At 70.9% G+C, this 19,502-nt stretch carries 18 protein-coding genes; 10 read left to right on the top strand and 8 right to left on the bottom strand.

Translation table 11 applies throughout. From position 1 onward, the window contains the following. Positions 1-30 precede the first annotated feature (30 nt). From AB0P41_RS24015 to AB0P41_RS24030, 4 genes are all read right to left on the bottom strand, one after another. Complete coding sequence (locus AB0P41_RS24015) at positions 31-1,083, bottom strand: iron-siderophore ABC transporter substrate-binding protein (RefSeq protein ID WP_356711011.1); 1,053 nt, start codon at positions 1,081-1,083, stop codon at positions 31-33. A 116-nt stretch (positions 1,084-1,199) separates the two neighbouring features. Further along, positions 1,200-2,039, bottom strand: coding sequence for an ABC transporter ATP-binding protein (locus AB0P41_RS24020; protein ID WP_356711013.1), 840 nt, complete (start codon positions 2,037-2,039; stop codon positions 1,200-1,202). Between the two features lie 41 nt (positions 2,040-2,080). Beyond that, the gene (locus AB0P41_RS24025; RefSeq protein WP_365934067.1) at positions 2,081-3,142 is read right to left on the bottom strand and encodes an iron chelate uptake ABC transporter family permease subunit; all 1,062 of its coding nucleotides are present in this window, start codon (positions 3,140-3,142) and stop codon (positions 2,081-2,083) included. After that, positions 3,139-4,197: an iron ABC transporter permease gene (locus AB0P41_RS24030; protein WP_356711017.1), complete on the bottom strand. Its 1,059-nt coding sequence runs from the start codon at positions 4,195-4,197 to the stop codon at positions 3,139-3,141. Before AB0P41_RS24030 ends, AB0P41_RS24025 begins: the two co-directional genes overlap by 4 nt. A 230-nt stretch (positions 4,198-4,427) precedes the next feature. On the opposite strand from AB0P41_RS24030, the gene AB0P41_RS24035 reads away from it, so the two are divergent. The 6 genes from AB0P41_RS24035 to AB0P41_RS24060 all read left to right on the top strand — a co-directional run bounded on the left by AB0P41_RS24035 (position 4,428) and on the right by AB0P41_RS24060 (position 11,452). Continuing rightward, positions 4,428-4,775, top strand: coding sequence for a VOC family protein (locus AB0P41_RS24035; protein WP_356711019.1), 348 nt, complete (start codon positions 4,428-4,430; stop codon positions 4,773-4,775). 176 nt (positions 4,776-4,951) lie between these two features. Continuing rightward, on the top strand, positions 4,952-6,406 hold the full coding sequence (locus AB0P41_RS24040; protein WP_365934069.1) for a glycosyltransferase: 1,455 nt from the start codon (positions 4,952-4,954) through the stop codon (positions 6,404-6,406). Positions 6,407-6,412: 6 nt separating this feature from the next. After that, complete coding sequence (locus AB0P41_RS24045) at positions 6,413-7,945, top strand: DUF6056 family protein (protein ID WP_365934071.1); 1,533 nt, start codon at positions 6,413-6,415, stop codon at positions 7,943-7,945. An 83-nt stretch (positions 7,946-8,028) separates the two neighbouring features. Continuing rightward, positions 8,029-8,976 (top strand): DUF1648 domain-containing protein, encoded by a 948-nt coding sequence (locus AB0P41_RS24050; RefSeq protein ID WP_365934073.1) that lies wholly within the window; start codon positions 8,029-8,031, stop codon positions 8,974-8,976. Position 8,977: 1 nt separating this feature from the next. Beyond that, positions 8,978-9,373, top strand: a complete 396-nt coding sequence (locus AB0P41_RS24055) for a GntR family transcriptional regulator (protein WP_356711027.1) — start codon at positions 8,978-8,980, stop codon at positions 9,371-9,373. A 201-nt stretch (positions 9,374-9,574) separates the two neighbouring features. Further along, positions 9,575-11,452 carry a CocE/NonD family hydrolase gene (locus AB0P41_RS24060; protein ID WP_365934075.1) on the top strand — a complete coding sequence of 626 codons (1,878 nt, stop codon included), beginning with the start codon at positions 9,575-9,577 and terminating at the stop codon, positions 11,450-11,452. A 158-nt stretch (positions 11,453-11,610) separates the two neighbouring features. On the opposite strand, the gene AB0P41_RS24065 is transcribed toward AB0P41_RS24060, so the two are convergent. Continuing rightward, entirely contained in the window at positions 11,611-12,714 is a 1,104-nt protein-coding gene (locus tag AB0P41_RS24065; RefSeq protein ID WP_356711031.1) for an AI-2E family transporter, read from the bottom strand. 140 nt (positions 12,715-12,854) lie between these two features. Next, positions 12,855-13,424 (bottom strand): TetR/AcrR family transcriptional regulator, encoded by a 570-nt coding sequence (locus AB0P41_RS24070; RefSeq protein ID WP_356711033.1) that lies wholly within the window; start codon positions 13,422-13,424, stop codon positions 12,855-12,857. Between the two features lie 111 nt (positions 13,425-13,535). Here AB0P41_RS24070 and AB0P41_RS24075 point away from each other — a divergent pair, with 111 nt between their 5' ends. Next, on the top strand, positions 13,536-14,447 hold the full coding sequence (locus AB0P41_RS24075) for an NmrA family NAD(P)-binding protein (protein WP_365934077.1): 912 nt from the start codon (positions 13,536-13,538) through the stop codon (positions 14,445-14,447). 47 nt (positions 14,448-14,494) lie between these two features. Here AB0P41_RS24075 and AB0P41_RS24080 read toward each other — a convergent pair whose 3' ends face one another. Both AB0P41_RS24080 and AB0P41_RS24085 read right to left on the bottom strand, forming a co-directional pair. Beyond that, a complete protein-coding gene (locus AB0P41_RS24080; protein WP_365934079.1) occupies positions 14,495-15,691 on the bottom strand; it encodes a macrolide family glycosyltransferase in 1,197 nt (398 codons plus the stop codon). A gap of 84 nt (positions 15,692-15,775) precedes the next feature. After that, positions 15,776-16,429, bottom strand: a complete 654-nt coding sequence (locus AB0P41_RS24085; protein WP_365934081.1) for a CatB-related O-acetyltransferase — start codon at positions 16,427-16,429, stop codon at positions 15,776-15,778. Positions 16,430-16,536: 107 nt separating this feature from the next. On the opposite strand from AB0P41_RS24085, the gene AB0P41_RS24090 reads away from it, so the two are divergent. The 3 genes from AB0P41_RS24090 (at position 16,537) to AB0P41_RS24100 (ending at position 19,407) form a co-directional block, all read left to right on the top strand. Then, on the top strand, positions 16,537-17,154 hold the full coding sequence (locus tag AB0P41_RS24090; protein ID WP_365934083.1) for a TetR/AcrR family transcriptional regulator: 618 nt from the start codon (positions 16,537-16,539) through the stop codon (positions 17,152-17,154). Positions 17,155-17,332: 178 nt separating this feature from the next. After that, positions 17,333-18,865: an FAD-dependent oxidoreductase gene (locus AB0P41_RS24095; RefSeq protein WP_356711044.1), complete on the top strand. Its 1,533-nt coding sequence runs from the start codon at positions 17,333-17,335 to the stop codon at positions 18,863-18,865. A gap of 167 nt (positions 18,866-19,032) precedes the next feature. Then, positions 19,033-19,407, top strand: a complete 375-nt coding sequence (locus AB0P41_RS24100) for a VOC family protein (protein WP_356711046.1) — start codon at positions 19,033-19,035, stop codon at positions 19,405-19,407. The last annotated feature ends 95 nt before the right edge of the window (positions 19,408-19,502 follow it).

Consider the following 19,502-nt stretch of genomic DNA (forward strand, 5'->3'; position numbering starts at 1 on the left):
CGGGGCGGCGACGGGGCCGGGCGGTGGGTGTCACCGGCCGGCCGACTTGACGAGTTCGTCGATCGCGTACGGCAGGGAGAGCAGGGTTCCCTGGGAGAGGGCCGCGCCGACCGCCGGGCCCTCGCTGTCCAGGAGGTAGGAGACCTTGCCGTCCTTGACCGCGGACAGGTTGTTGAACAGCTCGAACTTCTTCAGCGCCTCGGTGTCCGCCTCGTCGTTGATGACGAAGATGCGGTCGACGTCGATCAGGTCGACGCGCTCGGGCGAGAGCGCGGTGGAGAACTGGCCGTCGGCGACCTTGTCGATCTGGGTCGCGCCCTTGTAGCCGATGCCCGTCAGCAGTCGTCCGCGTACGTCGGTGGTGGTGAACGCCGAGATCGAGTCCTTGTACCAGGAGACCGCGACGGCGGTCTCCTTCCCGAACTCCGGGTTCGCCTCGCGTGCCGTGTCGAGCTTGTCCTGGATGCCCTTGACCAGCTCGGTGCCTTCGTCCTCCTTGCCGAGCGCCTTGGCGATGTGGACGGCGTTGTCCTGCCACGGAGCGCTGAACAGTTCCTTCTCGCCCTTGGTGCGGCCGACCGTCGGAGCGATCTTGGAGAGTTTGCCGTAGGCGGCCTCGTCGATCTCGGAGTAGACCGCGATGATCAGGTCGGGCCGGAGGGCGGCGATCTTCTCGTAGTTGGGGCCCGCGTCGCCGTTCTTCATGACGACCTCGGGGCGGGCGTCGCCCCACTTGTCCTTCACCCAGGGCCACTGGGTGTTGATGTCGGGGGACGCCCCCGCCGGGTTCGGGTACTGGTCGACCATCCCGACCGGCTTGATGCCGAAGGCCAGGACGGCCTGGTCGTCCGTGTAGCCGACGGTGACGACCCGCTCAGGAGCCTTGTCGATCTTCGTGGAACCGAAGGCGTGCTCCACCGTCACCGGGAACGCGCCACCTGCCGCGGCCGGGGCCTTGTCGCTCGTCCCTTCCTCCGAGTCGGAACCGCATCCCGCGAGGAGGCCGACGCCGAGCGTCACGGCGGTGAGGGTCGCCGCCAGCCGCCGCCATGGCTCCTGCAACGTCGATCTGTGGAAGAGCATTTGAAGATCCCCTGCTTTCGCGCTGTCCGCTACACCCCATGTGAGGGCAGGCAAACCTTATCCATATCGAGTGAGGTTAGCCTAGCCTAACTGGAAATATTTCCTTGCGGAGAACCTCAGTTGAGCTGCACGTGCGTGCGTCCGATGGGCACGATGAGCGGGCGGTCCCCCACCGGGTCGTCGATCACCCTGGCCCGCAGCCCGAAGGCCTCCTGCAGCAGATCGGCCGTGATCACGTCACGCGGGTGCCCCTGCGCCAGGATCGCCCCCTCCCGCATGACGACCAGATTGTCGCTGTAACGGGTCGCCAGATTGAGGTCGTGCAGCACCATGACCACCGTGCGGCCCGACTCGTGCAGGTCGTCCACCAGATCGAGCACGTCGATCGCGTGGGCGAGGTCCAGGTACGTCGTCGGCTCGTCCAGCAGCAGCAGGTCGGTGCCCTGAGCCAGCGTCATCGATATCCACACGCGCTGCCGCTGCCCGCCGGACAACGAGTCGACGGGGCGGTCCGCCAGTTCGGAGACCCCGGTCATGGCCAGCGCGCGCTCCACGACGGAGGCGTCGTCGGACGACCACTGCCGCAGCCAGCTCTGGTGCGGATGGCGCCCCCTGGCCACCAGGTCGGCCACCGTGAGTCCTTCCGGCGCGACCGGGGCCTGCGGCAGAAGGCCGAGCTTCCTCGCCACGTCCCTGGTCCTGAGCTTGACGATGTCCTCGCCGTCCAGCACGACCGCACCCGCGGTCGGCTTGAGCAGCCGCGTCAGGGTGCGCAACAGGGTCGACTTCCCGCAGCCGTTGGGGCCGATGATCGTGGTGATCAGTCCGGGCGGGACCGTCACGTCGAGACCGTCGATGACGGTCCGGCCGCCGTAGCCGACCGTGATGTTCCTCGCCGCCAGCCGCGCTACGGCGCCGGCGTCCGAATCGGTCCTCGTGATGTGCTCAGCGCCCACAGGTCCCCCCGTTGCCCGGTTCGTACGGTCGTGTTCGTCGGTCATCTGCGGTTCGCCCGCACCAGCAGATATACAAGGAAGGGCCCGCCGATCGCGGCCGTGACCACGCCGACCGGGAGGGTGACCGGCAGCGCCGAGCGGGCGGCCAGGTCCGAGCCTATGAGCAGCAAGGCGCCCACCAGGCCGGAGGCGGCCAGTGGAGGTGTGGGGCATCTGGCCAGGCGCATGGCGACCTGCGGCGCCACCAGCGCCACGAAGGGGACCGGCCCGGCGGCGCTCACCGCGGCGGCGGCCAGCAGCACCGCGCACAGGAGCAGGACCGCCCGCACCCTCGAGAAGCGGACGCCGAGCCCCGCGGCGACCTCGTCACCGAGGTGCAGGGGCTTGAACTGGAACGCGACGGCCGCGACGACCGCCATGAGGACGAGCGTGCACCAGAAGACCACCCGGACCTCGTCCCAGGACCGGTTGTCCAGCGACCCGACCAGCCACGCCTGTGCCCGCGCCACGTCCCTGATGTCCGCCGCGGTCAGGAGCCAGGTGGTGATCGCCTCCGTCATGGCGGTCACCGAGATGCCGATGAGGATGAGCCGGAAGCCGTCGATCCCGCGCCGCCACGCCAGGAAGTAGACCAGCAGCCCCGTACAGAGGCCGCCCGCCATCGCCGCCGCCGACAGGCCCACGGTGCTCACGACCGCGGCGGCGGCCCCGCCCGACACGGTCACGAGGAACACCGCGACGGCACTGGCTCCCCCCGTGATCCCCAGAATGTCGGGGCTGGCCAGTGGGTTACGGGCCACGGACTGTGTGATCGCCCCCGACACCCCCAGAGCGAGTCCCACGAGGAGCCCCGCCAGAGCGCGCGGCATCCGCAGATCCATGATCACGAACTCGTCCACCTGCTCGCCCCGGCCCAGGATCGTGGCGATCACCCGGGAAAGGCCGATGGGGAAGTCACCGACCCCGATGGACAGGCAGAACACCAGGAAGGTGGCCGCCGCCAGGAGCAGGGTGACGCCCACCATCCAGGGCCGCCAGACGAACGACACCTGGCCGAGCCGCACGCCGGGCGTCATCCGCTGTTCCACATCGGTCCCGTTCATGCGCTCCTGAACTTTCCTCGCCACACGAGAACCGCGAAGAACGGGGCTCCGAGAAGGGCGACGACGATACCCGCGTCCAACTCGCCCGGCCGCACCACCACGCGTCCCACGATGTCGCAGACCAGAAGGACGACCGCTCCGAGGAGACCCGCGTACGGCACCAGCCAGCGGTAGTCGGGGCCGGTCAGATACCGGGCGACGTGGGCCACCATCAGCCCGAGAAACGCGATGGGGCCGCATGCCGCCGTCGCCGCTCCCGCGAGCAGGGTGATGGCGACGATGCCGACGGTCCGGCTCAGCGCGATGTTCACGCCAAGTCCCCGCGCCACGTCGTCCCCCAGGTTGAGCAGGTTGAGGGAGGGCAGCGTGGTCAGGGCCAGCACCACGCCCACCACTACGAACGCCGTGACCGGCCAGATCACTTCGAAGCCGACGCCGGCCACGGAGCCCGCGTTCCAGAACCGCAGCGCGTTCAGCGACTTCAGGTCCGAGAGCGCGACCGCCGTGGTCATCGCCGCGAGGAACACCGTGACCCCCTGGCCCGCCAACGCCAGTGTCAGTGGATTGCCCGCCCCCCGGCCGATGCTGGACAGCCCGAACACGACGACACCGGCGACGCCGGCGCCGAGGAAGGCGAACCAGACGTACTGGAACGGGTCGGCGAAGCCGAAGACGGCGATCACGGTCACCACGGCGAACGAGGCCCCGGAGTTCACGCCCAACAGCCCCGTGTCCGCGATCGGATTGCGGGTGTACCCCTGGATCAGCGCCCCGCCGACGCCCAGCGCGACGCCGGCGACGATCGCGAGCACCGTCCGGGGGACCCGCACGGTCCGCACGATCAGCCTGATCTCGGTGAGGCGCTGGTCGGGGTCGGGCGCCGCGAACAGCCCGTGCCACACCTCGGCGGGGCTCAACGACCTGGCCCCGACGGCCAGCGACGCGGCGACGCCGATCACGAGGACCGCCACCAGAGCGCCCACGCCCACAACTCGTCTTCGGCGGGCCTCTGTTGTGCCCCTGGGAGCGGGCCGCTCCACTGCAGTGGTGCTCATGGCGACGTACGATATCCCTTTGATCTACATGGGACGCATCGGCAGTTGGGCCCCTGGCGCGGGCGGACCGGGCCGCCGTGATTAGGTGAGCCTAAGCTCATCTCGGGGAGCTGTCGATAGGGCCACCGCGCCCCCGTCCACCGTCGCAGCCCGCGAGGGGGGGTGCGGCCCGGCGCCCTTCCGGACAGAATCGGAGGACCATCCGCCTTCGTCCGTCAGCAGGAGTCCCTGTGTCCATCCGCCGCGTCATGCCGGACATCCGTTCAGACGCCATGGAGGAGAGCCGTGATTTCTACGGACTCCTGGGGTTCGAGGAGGTCATGAACCTCGGGTGGGTCATGACGCTCGCCTCTCCTTCCAACCCCACGGCGCAGATCACCTTCATGAGCCAGGACGAGACGGCGCCGGTGGTGCCCGACGTGAGCGTGGAGGTGGACGACGTGGACGCGGCCTACGCCGTGATGCGGGCGAACGGGGCCGAAGTCGTGCACCCCCTCCAGGACGAGGAGTGGGGGGTGCGCCGGTTCTTCGTCCGTGACCCCAACGGCCGCGTCGTCAACGTGGTGGGCCACCGATGACCGGGCCGCAGGGCGTCCCGTACCTCGCCTGACCGTGCGCCGTTCGTGCGAAAGAGGCCCACGGCTCGCGCGTCCAACGCGTGAAGAGGAGGACTTTCTCACCGGATGCGCGACTGTTGCGGGGCGGAGCGTGCCGAACCCGCCGCTCCGGGTCCCCGCACGTCCGGAGGTGTCGCGTGACCGGCCTTCAGCTGTCGGTCGTCGTGCCCTGCTTCAACGAGGCCGAGGGCATCGGTTCCTTCCACGCGGCGCTGACCGCCGTTCTGGAAGGGCTGGAGGAGACCTTCGAGATCTGCTACGTGGACGACGGCAGCGACGACCGCACACGGATGCTGCTCAACGCGTTCGCCACCCGGGACGAGCGGACCCGCTACACGGCGTTCAGCCGGAACTTCGGCAAGGAGGCCGCCATGCTCGCCGGGCTCCGCATGTCGCGGGGCGCCGCCGTGGTGATCATGGACGCCGACCTCCAGCACCCGCCCGAGCTCATCCCCCGCATGCTCGAACTGCACCGGCACGGTTACGACCAGGTCATCCCGCGTCGTGACCGCTCGGGTGAGGGCATGCTCCGCAGCACGCTCAGCCACGCCTACTACGCGGTCGTACGCCGCTGTGTGGACGTGGAGCTCCTCGACGGGACGGGAGACTTCCGGCTGCTCTCCCGTCGGGCGGTGGAGAGCGTCCTGTCCATGCCGGAGAGCAACCGCTTCTCGAAGGGGATCTTCTCCTGGATCGGCTTCGACACCGTCAGCTTCCGCTACCGGAACAGCGAACGCGTGGCAGGCCGGTCGAAATGGGGCAGCCGACGGCTGCTGAACTACGGCATCGACGGCCTCCTGTCCTTCAACAACCGCCCGCTCCGCCTGGCCATCTACACCGGGTTCTGGGTCTTCCTCTCGGCTCTGGCCTACGCGGTGTGGACGGTCATGACCGTGGTGCTGCACGGCGCGGACACACCGGGCTACGCCACGCTGCTCACCGCGGTGGTGGCCCTCAGCGGTATCCAGCTGGTGACCCTCGGGGTCATCGGCGAGTACGTGGGGCGCATCTACCACGAGGCGAAGCACCGGCCCCCCTATGTGGTGCGGGAGACCGACGAGAGCTGCCCGGCGCCGTCGGACCGCCCTCCGCCCCCGGTGACCGCGGTCGTCTCCCCGCAGGCCCGCACCGTGCGCCAGTTCGGCAGTTTCGTCCTGGTGGGATGCGTGAACACCGTTGTGTATCTCGGTGTCTACGCCGTCCTGAACCGATGGATTCCCTACCTGGTCGCTCACGTCCTCGGATACGCGGTCAGCATCGTGTGCTCGTTCCTGCTCAACTCCTACGTCACCTGCCGGACGAAGCCGACCTGGCGGGCCTTCGTGCGCTACCCCGTGTCGAGCCTGGTGAATCTCGTGGCTTCCGGCGCTCTGCTCTACGGGGCGGTCAGCGGCCTCGGCATGGGCAAGAACCTGGCCGCGCTCGTCGCCGGTGTCCTCGTCACCCCGGTCTCCTTCCTGCTGGCCCGGTGGGCGATCATGTCGGGCCGCCGCGAGGCCCCCGCCGCGACCGGACCGTCCGCGCGGCAGCCCGAACCGCCCGTGGGCGCGCCGGTCGCCGAGCTCCCCGTCCGCGCCTCCGAGGACCGGTGAGCGCGGATGTCCGAGAGCACACCGGAGTCCGCGGCCCCTGACCGGCCGGACGCCACGCCGCACGACCCGAGGGGTCTGTCGCCCGGGCGTCCGCGGCACGGCTCCCGGCCAGGCCCCCGGGCCTCTCTGTGGCTGACCGCCCTCTGCCTCCCGCCGCTGGCCCTGCTCGCGGCGGCAGCGTGGTTCGGGCTGTCGGTCCGGCCCGGCGCGGACGACTGGTGCTTCCTGCCCACCGTGCGGGACCACGGCGTCACGGGTCTCATCGGCCGGTTCTACTTCGACGACAACGGCCGGGTCGCCAACGCCGTACTGGTCGGCGCCTACGCGAAGTTCCAGGTCGCGGGACACCAGTGGTTCGGTCCGGTCACCGGTGTGCTGACACTGGTGGTGCTGTGGGCCGCGGTGGTCCTCGCGCTGCGGCGTCTCCGGCTCACCGCGCCGCGCGGACTGCCGCTGCTGGTCGCGGCCATGGCGACCGCGCTCTTCCTGTTCGTCACGCCCAACACGTACAAGACGTTCTACTGGCCGGCCGCGTCCGTCTCGCACACGATGCCACCGGTGCTGGCCTGCGCCGCGCTGCTCCCGTTCCTGGCGGCCCGTTCGCCCCGTGGCAGGTGTACGGCGCTCGCCGTGGCCCTCGTCGCCGGCCTGGTCATCGGCACGCTCTCCGAGGAGACCGCGATCGTCGTGGTGGTGCTGCTGGTCACCGTCCTCCTCCTCAGCGGCCGCGCCGCCGGTCCCGTCCGGCGCTTCCTCCGCCTCTGGTGCGCGGCGGGCATCACCGGGGTCGCCGCCGGAGGCCTCGTCCTGATCACCTCCCCCGGCTCGACCGCCCGGCGTGACCGGTTCGGGGCGGGTACGACGTCCATGGTCGCGCCGGAGTCGCTCGTCGCCTCGCTGCGCGGATTCGCCGAGATCACGCTGACCGTGGCCACCACATGGCAGTACGTCGGGGCGGTGGCGGTGGGAGTGCTCCTGGGGCTGCTGTGGCGGCGCCCGGACGGGAGCCCGCCCGGCCCGCCCGCTCACCGGCTTCCGACGGCCTGTGCCGCGGTGGCCGCGCTTCTCGTGTCCGGCTTCCTCTGCACGGTCGTGACCTACCCGGTGTTCCAGGACCGGGTGAGCGATCCGAGCGCCAACCGGCTCTGGAACGACTACCTGCTGGTCTACGTGGCCCTGCTCGTCGCTGCCGGTGCCCTCCTCGGGTCGGCGGCCCGGCAGCGCACGCGGAGGACCGGCCCCCTTCAGGCGGCGTGCGCGGTGCTCTGCCTCCTGGTCTGTTTCGGGCCGGCCGTTGCGCTGCTCGACCTCGACACGAACATGCGTGCGCGGGCCGAGGAGTGGGACGCCCAGGACCGGCGGCTGCGCGAGGGGGCGAGCGCCGGCGCCACGGTCCTCCCGTACGAGCGACTCGTGATCAGCCAGATGCTGGAGCCCTTCAGCCGAAGAGGGCGCGCGTACTGGCCCGGAGGGTGCGTCGCCGACTACTACCGGCTCGACCGCGTCACCGACGCCACACGGTCCCCCGGCCACGGGTAGGAGGGGCAGCGTTCCGGGCACGGCCCCGAATCCTGGTGTTATTGTTCTACTTCAATGCAAACAACTCCAGGGGGGAGAGTCAGATGGCCGCCATCAGGAGGGGTTTCCTGACAGCCGCGCCGTTCGGCGTCGCCACCGCCGCCTACGCCGGTGTCTTCATGGCCAACCGGGACCGGCTGCCCGGCCGGATCGCCACGCACTTCTCGGCCGGCGGCGGGGCGGACGACTACATGAGCCGGCCCGCAGCCCTGTGGACCGGGTGCGCCCTGATCGTCGGCGTCGGGCTGCTGTTCACCGTCATGACCTTGGCCTCCAGGGACAGCGCGGCGTCGAGGCTGAGTGCCGCCGTCGGATCCGGCACGGCGTTCATGGTCGGCTATCCACTGGTCGTCACCGTCCTCGTCAACACGGACGTACAGGACCCGGCCGGGGTGCACCTGCCCCTGTGGCACATCGCCGTACTGCTCGCGGGGGGCTTGGCCACAGGGGCCCTGGTCTGGCTGCTGCTGAACGCGGGACCGCGCCCGGAGCCCGCGCCACCCGCTCCCGCGCTGTCTCTCGCCAGGGGCGAGGCCGCCGCCTGGAGCCGCACCATGATGTCCCGCGCCCTGCTGACGGCGGCCGGGGCGGTCGCACTCGGCGGCCTGTGCGCCCTGGTGTTCGGCTCCCTGGGGACGGCCCTGCCGCTGCTCGCGCTCGGCCTGATGTGCGCCGCGTTCACCTGTGTCCGGGTCAGCGTCGACCGGCGGGGCGTCACGGTCGCCTCGACGGTCCTGCCCCGGCCCCGGCTCGCCCTGCCGCTCGGCAGCATCGTCGGCGCCGACAGCGTCGAGGTCGACGCCGTGGGCGAGTTCGGCGGCTGGGGTTACCGGATACGACCGAACCGGAGAGGCGTCCTGTTGCGTTCGGGCGAGGCTCTCTCGGTCCGTACGGCCGGGGGGCGCGAATACGTGGTCACGGTCGACGACTCGGCCACCGCTGCCGCGCTGCTCAACGGTCTGACGGACCGGCACGCAAGGGAGCGCGGCTAGCATGTTGTTCCGGGTACTCCCCGGCTCGCCCGTGCCGCTGGGCGAGCAGATCGCCGCCTGCGTGCGCGGGGCGATCGCGGACGGCACGGCGGCCCCTGGTGAGCGGCTGCCGCCCGCCCGTGAGGTCGCCGCGTCGCTGGGCGTCAACGTGCACACCGTGCTCCGCGGCTATCAGCGGCTGCGTGACGAGAGCCTGATCGAACTGCGCCGCGGCCGGGGCGCGGTGATCACCGCGGCGCCCGGAGCCGCAGGCCGGGCCCGGCTCACCGACGCTGTGCTCGGCGTCATCAAACAGTCGCGCGAACTCGGCCTCACGGAGGAGGAGTTCCTGGCCCTGGTCCACCACGGCCTGGCGAGTGCGCCCGTTCCCGCGCCGCCCGGTCCGGAGGATCGGTAACACGGGTGACACACGTGCCTGTTGAAGCTTTCTCGGAGCGATCATAGACTTCACCGCCGTCGGCTCCGGTTCGCGTCCGCGACTGTGATCCAGCTCCGCGGATGTGCGCGTGCAACGCTGCGCTCCTCACGGCGGGCCCGGGGGCCGCTGCTCGGCCTGCACCACTGCGACACCCCGTACCCACCAAGCCGGGAGAAGCATGTGAGAGCACGTCGTACGGCCGGACGGGCCGCCTCAGCACTCGTCACCACCCTCGCGCTGACCGGCGTCCTCGCCGGCCCCGCAGCCGCCTCCGGGCCGGCCGCGGCACAGGAGCGGACGGGGCCGGCCGCCACGGCGGCCGGCCCCGTCACACATCAGGAGAACGACCGTGTCCCCGAGGGATCCCTCTGGACGCAGCACTACTTCCCGTCCTCGGACCGCTCGGGCACGGAGCTGCACGCCGACGTGCTGCTGCCCGAGGGGCTGCCGAAGAAGGCGAAGGTGCCCGTCATCCTGTCGGTCGGCCCGTACTTCGGGCACTCCGGCCAGTCGGGCGCCGAGGGCTGGACCCGTACGGGCCCCTCCGACCGGTTCCGGGACTTCATCGAGGGCACCGACCTGTTCGACGAGGGTTACGCCTTCGTCATGGTCGACCTGCGCGGCTTCGGCGGCTCCACCGGCTGCCTCGACTGGGGCGGCCCCGGTGAGCAGGCGGACGTGAAGGCCGCGATCGACTGGGCGGCGAAACAGCCCTGGTCCACGGGTGCGGTGGGGCTGTACGGCAAGTCGTACGACGCCGTGACCGGTCTGATCGGCAACAACCTGGACCAGCGCGCGCTCAAGGCCGTCGTCGCCCAGGAGCCGGTCTGGGACATGTACCAGTACATCTACTCGAACGGCGTGCCCCGCCCGAACGTCACCGGCACCGCCAACGCCTACAACTCCATCGCCACGCTGCCGCAGCTGCCGGACGACGACCCGCGCTACCTGGCCAACTCCCGCTACGAGCAAGCCCATCCCGAGTGCCTGACGCGGAACGCGGCCGGCTACCGGATATACGACCAGGACGACGCCTTCTGGACCGCACGGGACCTGGCCAAGGGGGCCGAGGGCACCGACACCCCGCTCTTCGTCACCCAGGGCTTCGTCGAGAACAACACCAAGCCCGAAGAGATGCAGGAGTACCTGGACAACCACAAGGGCCCCGAGCGCGGCTGGGTCGGCCAGTGGGACCACGTACGCGGCGGGGACCGCACCGGCGACGGGCGCCTGGCCATGGGGCGTGAGGGCTGGTACGACGAGACGCTCGCCTTCTACGACCAGTACCTCAAGGGCATCAGGCCGGAGGTCCGCTACCCGGCCTACTCCGTCGAGGACTCCACCGGTGCCTGGCGGGCCCAGAGGACCTGGCCGGTCGTGGAGCGTTCCGTCACCCTCCCCCTGGGCGGCGGCTCGTACGTGGACGACGGCGGCCTCTCCTCCCTCGCCGGCCTGGCGACGTCCGGGCTGCCGCCCATCGAGGAGCGCGCGGAGCCGGCCGGTGAATGGGACATGGAGAACGCGCCCGCCACCGACCCGGCCGCACCGAGGGGTCTGGCCGAAGGACAAGCCCTGCTCCAGGAGGCGGGGAAGGTGACATCGAGCTTCTTCGTGTGGTCGGAGGCGCTCAGGAAGTCCGTACGGATCACCGGGACCCCGCAGATCTCCTTGAGGGCCGAGGGAGAGGGCAACGTCATGCTCAAGCTGTACGACGTCGCCCCGGACGGCACCGCCGTCATGTTCGACGAGCAGGTCTCGCTGCTCTCCACCGGCAGGCTCACCGTCGATCTCAAGGCGACCGACTGGACGCTGGCGGCCGGTCACGTCCTCGCGGTGGAGGTCGGCTCCATCCGGACCGGCTCGTGGCGCGACACCCCGTCCGGCGAGACGATCGACGTCAAGGACGCACGGCTCCGACTGGCCCTGGACGACCCGTCCGACGACGTCCCCACCGGCGGTGCCCGCTCGCCGTACCTGGACACCTACCTGAGCCAGTACACGGTGGACCTGCCGGCCGGTCCCGCCACGTTCAAGGTGGTTCCCGGCCGCCGCCTCTGACGCCCGGGCCGTCCTCTCCTGCCGGCGTGCGTCCGCGGTCGTACCGTCGACGCGTCGACCGGCAGGAGGCGGTGGCGCGACACGCGGGTGACACTGCCGAGCGCGGCGGCACAACCCGGCCCCGGCTCGTCCCGCTCATGGGGACGAGCCGGGAGCCTTCATGACGGGTCGCCGCCGGGTGACGCGTCCGGCACCGGCCGCTCCTCGCCGAGTTGCTCGCGCAGGTAGTTCCAGGCCACCGCGATCAGTGCGGCTGCCGGTACGGCGAGCAGGCTGCCCACGATGCCCGCGAGGCTGCCCCCCAGCGTCACGGCGAGCAGGATCACGGCGGCGTGCAGACCGAGCCCGCGGCTCTGGATCATGGGTTGGAACACGTTGCCCTCTAGCTGCTGCACCACGACGATGATCGCCAGCACGATCAGGGCGTCGGTGAGTCCGTTCGACACCAGGGCGATGAGAACGGCGACGAAACCGGCGAACAGGGCTCCCACGATCGGCACGAACGCGGCGACGAAGGTCAGGACCGCCAGCGGGAGCACGAGCGGCACCCCCACGATCCACAGGCCGAGGCCGATGAGGACCGCGTCGAGCAGGCCGACATAGGCCTGGGAGCGCACGAATTCGCCGAGGGTCTCCCAACTGCGGGCCGCCACGGCAGGAACGTCGGTGGCGAGCCTGCCGGGCAGTTGACGCTCGAGCCACGGAAGGAACCGGGGGCCGTCCTTGAGCATGAAGAACATCAGGAAGACGGCGAGGACGGCGGTCACCACACCGTTGACCACGGTGCCCACCCCCGTGACGACGGTTGTGACCATGCTGCCCACGCTGTCCTGGATGCGGGCGGTCGCGGAGTCGAACGCACCGGTGATCTGGTCGTCGCCGATGTTGAGCGGCGGCCCGGAGGCCCACTCGCGCAGCCGCTGGATACCTTCGACCACGCCGTCGGCCAGTTGGCCGGACTGGGAGGACACCGGTACCGCGATCAACGCCACGACCCCCGCGGCGACGAGGAGAAACAGCACCGTCACCACCGAGGCCGCGAGAGCCGGGGGCCACCCGCGTCGGCGCAGGAAGCGCGCTATGGGCCATGTCAGGGTGGTGAGCAGCAGACCGACTACGAGCGGCCAGACAACCGACCACATCCGCCCCAGCACCCATACCGCCACAGCGGTCATGGCAAGGACGATCAGCAACTCGCCTGAGACACGGGCCGAGACGCGGAGTGCGGCGCGGGTCTTGGTGGAGCTCAACGTGACAGACATGGGGGTCAGCCTATGGGCAGCCGGACCCCGCTCCGGGCCGCCCCCGCCCGGCTCCCCACCGCACGAGGCGTCGACCGTCCCGTCGAGCGATCACCCCGCTCGCCGGCGAACAGGGAGGCGTCTTCCCGAGCGGTCCGTGTTCAGTGTGCGGAGTCGCGGGGGCTGACTCCGTCGACCGCGAGCCGAAGGAGACGGTCGGCCTGTCCGGCGGCGTCGGGGTGCTGCTCGGTGGCCAGGGCGATGCCCACGGTCAGGGTGATGAGGTCGTGGAAGGTGACGGTCTCCTTGACCGAACCGTCACTGATGGCGTGGCGCAGCAGGGGTGTGCCCGCGGCTTCGAGGGCGGCGCCGCAGGAGTCGGGACGGGGGTGGGGGGAGGGGGGCTCGTAGGTGAGGGCGTCGGCGAGTCCGCGGGCGGAGACGGCGTACGTGAGCAGGTCATGGAGCCAGGTCAGGAGTGCCGCACGGCCGTCCTGGGCGTCCTCGAGTTTCCGCGCGCGTTCGCACAGGGCCTCGATGCGCTCATGGAAGACGGCTGTCAGCAGAGCCTGCCGGGTGGGGAAGTGACGGCGCACGGTGGCTGAGCCGACGCCTGCCGTGCGGGCGATCTGCTCGAGGGAGGCGTCGGCACCGCGTGTGGAGACCTCGGCTTCGGCCACTTCCAGGATGCGGGCGTAGTTGCGGCGTGCGTCTGAGCGCTGACCGGGCATGCTCTCCCTCGCTTGCTAAGTGGTGGCCCCCGCCATATCGTAACCGAAGCTAAACGGCGGGCCCCGCCGTTTAGCTGTCACCCGATCCATGACGCATCAGCAGGAGTGATCATGACCATCACCTCAGCCCCCGTTCTGGTTACCGGCGCCACCGGCCTCCAGGGCGGCGCGACGGCCCGTGCGCTGCTGTCCGCCGGCATTCCCGTCCGTGCTCTGGTGCGTGATCCGCACAAGGAGAGCGCGAAGGCCGTCGAGGCCCTGGGCGCCGAACTCGTCACCGGCGATCTGAACCACCGGGCCTCGCTGGACCCCGCCGTCCGCGGTGTCCGCTCGGTGTTCTCGGTGCAGATGCCGCCGATGAGCGAGGACGGCGTCGATTTCGCGGGGGAGCTGGCCCAGGCCACCAACCTGGTCCGCGCGGCCGGGGAGGCGGGGGTGCCTCAGTTCGTACAGTCCTCCACCAGCGGGGTGGGCGAACACACGCGGGCTCCCGGCTGGGACGAGGGCCGCTGGGCGCCCATGCAGCCGTACTTCGAGACGAAGCAGGCCGTCCTGGAACTGGTGCGCGGTGCGGGCTTCGACCGCTGGAGCGTGGTCAAGCCGGCGTTCTTCATGGAGAACCTGCCTCAACTGGCCCCTCACGGACCGGCCGGCGGCCTGGCCACGGTCGTGCGACCGGACTCGGAGCTGGCCCTGGTGGCGACTGCGGACATAGGCGTGGCCGCGGCGCACGCCATCAGCGATCCGGACCGCTTCCACGGGATCGAGCTGGAGCTGGCCGGCGACCGGCTCACCATGAAGGAGATCGCCCGGACCCTCTCGGAGGTGTGGGGGGTCGAGGTATCGGCACCCTCGATGAGCCTCGCTGAGGCACTCGCTGCCGGAATGCCCGCATGGGGGGCCGGGCACGAGTGGAGCGACGTCGTCGGACAGCCGGCCCGCCCGGAGTTCGCCCACGCGCTGGGCATCCCGGTGACGACGTTCGCGACGTGGGCATTTGCACACCTCACCACGGCATCCTGAACCCGGCGGGTGCTGTGGTCGCGACCGAGGCGGGGGAGCCCCGGGGCTCAGGGGGCAGGGCTCCCGGTCGCGGACAGCATGCTCTCGATGAGGCCGACGGCGCGTGAGGTCCCGCCCTCGGCCCGTGCGGCGGCGCGCAACTCCCTGGACCGGTCGATGCGTTCCGGGTCCCCGACGAGGTCGTCCAGTGCCGCGCGAAGGACCTCGGCGGTGGCGTCAGCGGTGTCCACGCGGCGGGCGACGCCGAGTTCCACGAGCCGGTCGGCGTTCATGAACTGCTCGGCGCCCTGCGGCACGGCGATCATGGGAACGCCTGCCAGGAGCCCTTCGCCGCAGCCGCCCATGCCGGCGTGGGTGACGAAGGCGTCCGCCTGTTCCAGGATCGCCCGCTGCGGGACCCAGGAGTGCACGTCGACATTGGACGGGATGACCCCCAGCTCCCCGGGGTCGGTGTGCTTGCCGATGTGGAGCACGACGTGCCAGCCGGGCAGATCACCGAAGGCCGCGAGGCACTGACGGTAGAACTGCGGCCGGCGGGTGTACGCGGAGCCGAGCGAGATCAGCAGCACATGACGCGCGGCCGCCGGGCGCGTCCAGCCGTCCGTGCTGCCAGGGGCGTCGAAGCAGGGGCCGACGAAGGTCACGGCCCTGGTGTCGACCCGATCGGCGTGCGGCTGCATCGCTCGCGGGATCAGGGCCAGGGCCCGTGCGGGCGGACCGGAGAAGGCGTCCACGTCCGTGGTGACGGCCCCGCAGCCGGCGAGCCACCGCGCGAACCTTTCCCGGTACGCGTCGGCGCCCGGCAACTTCCGTAGATGGGACGCGACCTCCTCCTCGTAGCCGTCCCATCCGACGAACGTCGGGGACAGTTGCAGGAGGGGGCGGCCCTGCGCCTCGGCGAGGGCGCGCGCCGCGTAGGCACCGATGTCGTAGAGATACAGGTCGGCCGGGTCGTGGTCGTAGGCGGCACGCAGCTGCGGGAGTGCCTGGACGGCGTCGTCGAGGAAGAGGCTCGCCGCGGCGATGGGGTCGTCGGGCCAGTTGTTGTCGGCGACCGGCAGCACGGAGGTGCAGGGCACCGGTTCGGCGCCCGCGGAACGGATCGGACCGGCCACCAGGGGATCGTTGGCGTAGGTGACCCGGTGGCCGCGGGCCACCAGTTCACGGATGATCGCGAGGCTCGGCAGGACATGGCTGACGATGGGTACGCCGACCATCGCGATATGGGCACGGGGGCGAGGCACGGCCGATCACTCGTTTCCAGGAGGCGGGGCGGCGGGGAAGGTGCTTGCCGGACGGGTGTGCCGGCACGACGACACGACGGGATGTCAGGGTCGGCCCACGAGCGCGGCGGCCTCCTCCAGTTCCGCGATCGACCCGGACATGATCGTCCGCACGTGCTCGGTGATGTGCCGTACGGGCCAGTCCCACCACGCCACGGCCAGAAGCCGGGCGACGTCGGCGGCGTCGTAGCGGGTACGGATCAGCCGGGCGGGGTTGCCGCCGACGATGCCGTAGTCGGGGACGTCGCCGGTGACCACGGCACCGGCGCCGATGATCGCGCCGTGGCCGATCCGTACGCCCGGCATGACCGTGGCTCCGTGGCCGAACCAGACGTCGTTCCCCACGACGGTGTCGCCGCGGCCCGGCAGTCCGGTGATCAGGTCGAAGTGCTCGGCCCAGGACCCGCCCATGGTGGGGAAGGGAAACGTGGACGGGCCGTCCATGCGGTGGTTGGCGCCGTTCATGAGGAACCGGGTGCCCGTGCCCAGCGCGCAGAACTTGCCGATGAGGAGCCGCTCCGGGCCGTAGTGGTACAGGACGTTGCGCGTCTCGAACGCGGTCGGGTCGTCCGGATCGTCGTAGTACGAGTAGTCGCCGACCTCGATCAGCGGCGACTTCACCAACGGCCTGAGCAGGACGACGCGCGGCTGCCCGGGCATCGGGTGGAGCACGGTGGGGTCGGCAGGAACGAGTGGCATCGGGACGGCGGTTCCTCTCGGGAGGGGCGGGACACTAGTGCGACATCTGTTGCGTTAGGATGCTGTCACAGCCACGGCACGCCGATCAACCGGATACGGGATTCCCGATGACAGAAGCACCGGCCACGAAGCCGGACCGCCGTCCGGGCGGCCGCACCGCCCGCATCCGCGCGCAGGTCCTCGACGCGGTGCGCGCCGAACTCGCCGAAGGCGGTCATGAGGGACTCACGATGGAGGGCGTCGCGGCCCGCGCGGGAGTGCACCGGACCACGGTCTACCGGCGCTGGCGCGACGTGGGCGGCCTGCTCGTCGATGTGATCGAGGCCGCCGGTGAGATCGACTGGCAGCCGCCGGACACCGGCTCCCTGCGAGGCGATCTGACGGCCCTCAACCAGGAGATCCAGGACTCCCTGACCGTGCGGCCGTCGTTCGCCGTCGCCCTGATGGCCGTCTCGTTCCACTCCGAGCAGGCCGCGAACGCGCAGAAGAAGCTGTGGGCGGACCGGTACGCCCAGTGCGAGGTTCTCATCGACCGCGCTGTCGAGCGGGGTGAACTTCCCTCGGGGCACACGGACGCGCGGAGCCTGCTGATCGCCGCCACGGCGCCGCTCTACCACCGACTTGTACTCCTGCGCGCCGATCCCGCTCCGGATCTGCCGGAGCAGGCCGCGACGACGGCGGTGCTGGCGGCTGCCGCCGGTGCGTTCGCCGGCCCACAGAAGTAGGCGGCTTCGTGCCGGTTCCAGTCCTCTCATCGTGTGTGTTCGCCCACCCGAATCGGCGCCGGACACGCTGTCGGCGGCAGCCGCCGGCCGCTGCACCGGACCACCACGTGTCAGGGCCGAGCAGGGGAACAATCGACCTCGCACGTCTCCTTTCGGCCGCTGAGGGAACACGTCGTCCATGACTACGCGATCTGAACTGCCTGGCACGGCTGAGTCGTACTGGATGGCCACGGCACCCGGCACCCGGTGGCCGGCCCTGGACACGGACACCACGGCGGACGTCGCCGTGATCGGAGCCGGCATGGCCGGCCTGAGTGTCGCCTGGGAACTGGCCCGGGCCGGGCGGAACGTGGTCGTGCTGGAGGCGGACCGCGTCGCCGCGGGGGTGACCGGCTACACGACGGCGAAACTCACCGCGGCCCACTCTCTCGTGTACGAGCACCTGCGCCGCACACGGGGACGGCAGGGCGCACGCCATTACGCGCTTTCCCAGCAAGGGGCGGTGGAGCGGGTCGCGGCCGTGGCGGCGGAACTCGGTGTCGACTGCGACTTCGAGCGGTCGTCCGCTCTGACTTTCACCACTGACCCGCGACAACGAGCCGCCTTCCGGGCCGAGGCCGATGCCGCCGCGGAGGCGGGCCTGGACGCCGGGCTCGTGACGGAGACGGACCTGCCGTTTCCCGTGGCCGCGGCTGTGCGCGTCACACACCAGGCGCAGTTCCACCCTCGTAAGTATCTCCTCGCCCTCGCGGACGACATCGCCGCGCGAGGCGGTGCCATCCACGAACGGACCAGGGTGACCGGCCTCACCGAGGGCAGCCCCTGCCGGCTGACCACGGAGCGGGGCGCGACGATCACGGCGAATGATGTCGTCGTGGCCACCCACTACCCGGTGTTCGACCGCGCGCTGCACTTCGCGCGCTTGTCACCGCGCCGTGAACTGGTCGTCGCCGCTCCCCTGCCCGCCTCCGACGCGCCGGAGCACATGTACATCACGGACGACATGGGGAAGCGATCCGTACGTTCCGCGCCGCTCGACGGGGAACGCAGGCTGCTCATCGTCACAGGCGAGACCTTCACGCCCGGCACGGACGACAGCGGTGAACGCTTCCTGCGGCTGGACGCATGGATGCACGAGCACTTCCCGGTCGGCGACACGGCGTACCGGTGGGCCGCCCAGGACAACGACGTGAGCGACGGCGTTCCGCTGGTCGGGCATTTCCATCCGGGCGCACGCCATGTCTACGTCGCGACGGGCTTCGGTGGCTGGGGAATGAGCGGGGGCGCCATGGCCGGACAGTTGCTGGCCTCGACGATCACCGGCACCGAGCCCGAGTGGGCGGGTCTCTACGACCCGCGTCGCCTGTGGAGCACCCTCCGTGAGGGCACGGCCCTGCTGAAGCAGCAGGCGGACGTCGCACGCCACTTCGTAGGGGACCGGCTGAAGACCACCCACGTCGACTCGGTCGCCGAGATCGCCCCCGGCTCGGGTGCGGTCGTCCGGGTCGAGGGGCGGCGCTGCGCCGTCTACCGGGACGAGGGCGGGGTGGCCCACGCGGTGTCCGCGCGTTGCACACATCTCGGCTGCCTGGTCGCCTTCAACGAGGCGGAAACCGCGTGGGAGTGCCCATGCCACGGTTCGCGGTTCGGCATCGACGGCGAAGTGCTTCACGGCCCGGCCCTGCGCCCACTGCCGCCGCGGATGATCTGAGCGTGCGACGCGGCCGCGTCGGTCGGGCGCCGTCGCCGGCACTCCCCGTTCCTCCGCCCCGCGGCGAGCCCGTCACCGGGGAACTGCCCGCCCACTCGCGTGGTCCGTCCCGGCGACGCCCGTTAGGCGGACGTGTGGACGTGACCGTCCGGGGCAAGGCTGGGTACATGACGACGACACTCGGAGCCTTTGTCCTCGGCACTCCCGACCCTCCCGCGCTGGCCGACTTCTACCGAGGCCTGCTCGGCTGGCAGGAAGTGGAGCGCACCCCGGAGTGGGTCCGTCTGAGGGCGTTGGACCAGGAGCGCCCGGGCCTCAGCTTCCAGTTGGAGACCGATCACACGCCTCCGGCGTGGCCGCAGCGCCCTGGCACCCAGCAGATGCAAGCGCATCTGGACCTCCAGGTGGACGACCTGGAGGCGGAGACCGAGCGGGCGTGTGCCCTGGGTGCGACACTGGAGAACCACCAGCCTCAGAAGGATGTGCGGGTCCTCCGCGACCCGCACGGCCATCCGTTCTGTCTCTTCCTTCCGGGAGCCTGACGCCGCTGACCTGGCCTCATGAGGCCGCACGCGCATGCGCGGGCGAGGGCGGGGAGGCATCCGCACGGCTGCTCATGACCCGAGCTCGCTCGACA

Origin of the sequence: Streptomyces sp. NPDC079167 (genome assembly GCF_040686735.1) — a bacterium.
In the GTDB taxonomy this organism is placed as follows: Bacteria; Actinomycetota; Actinomycetes; order Streptomycetales; family Streptomycetaceae; genus Streptomyces.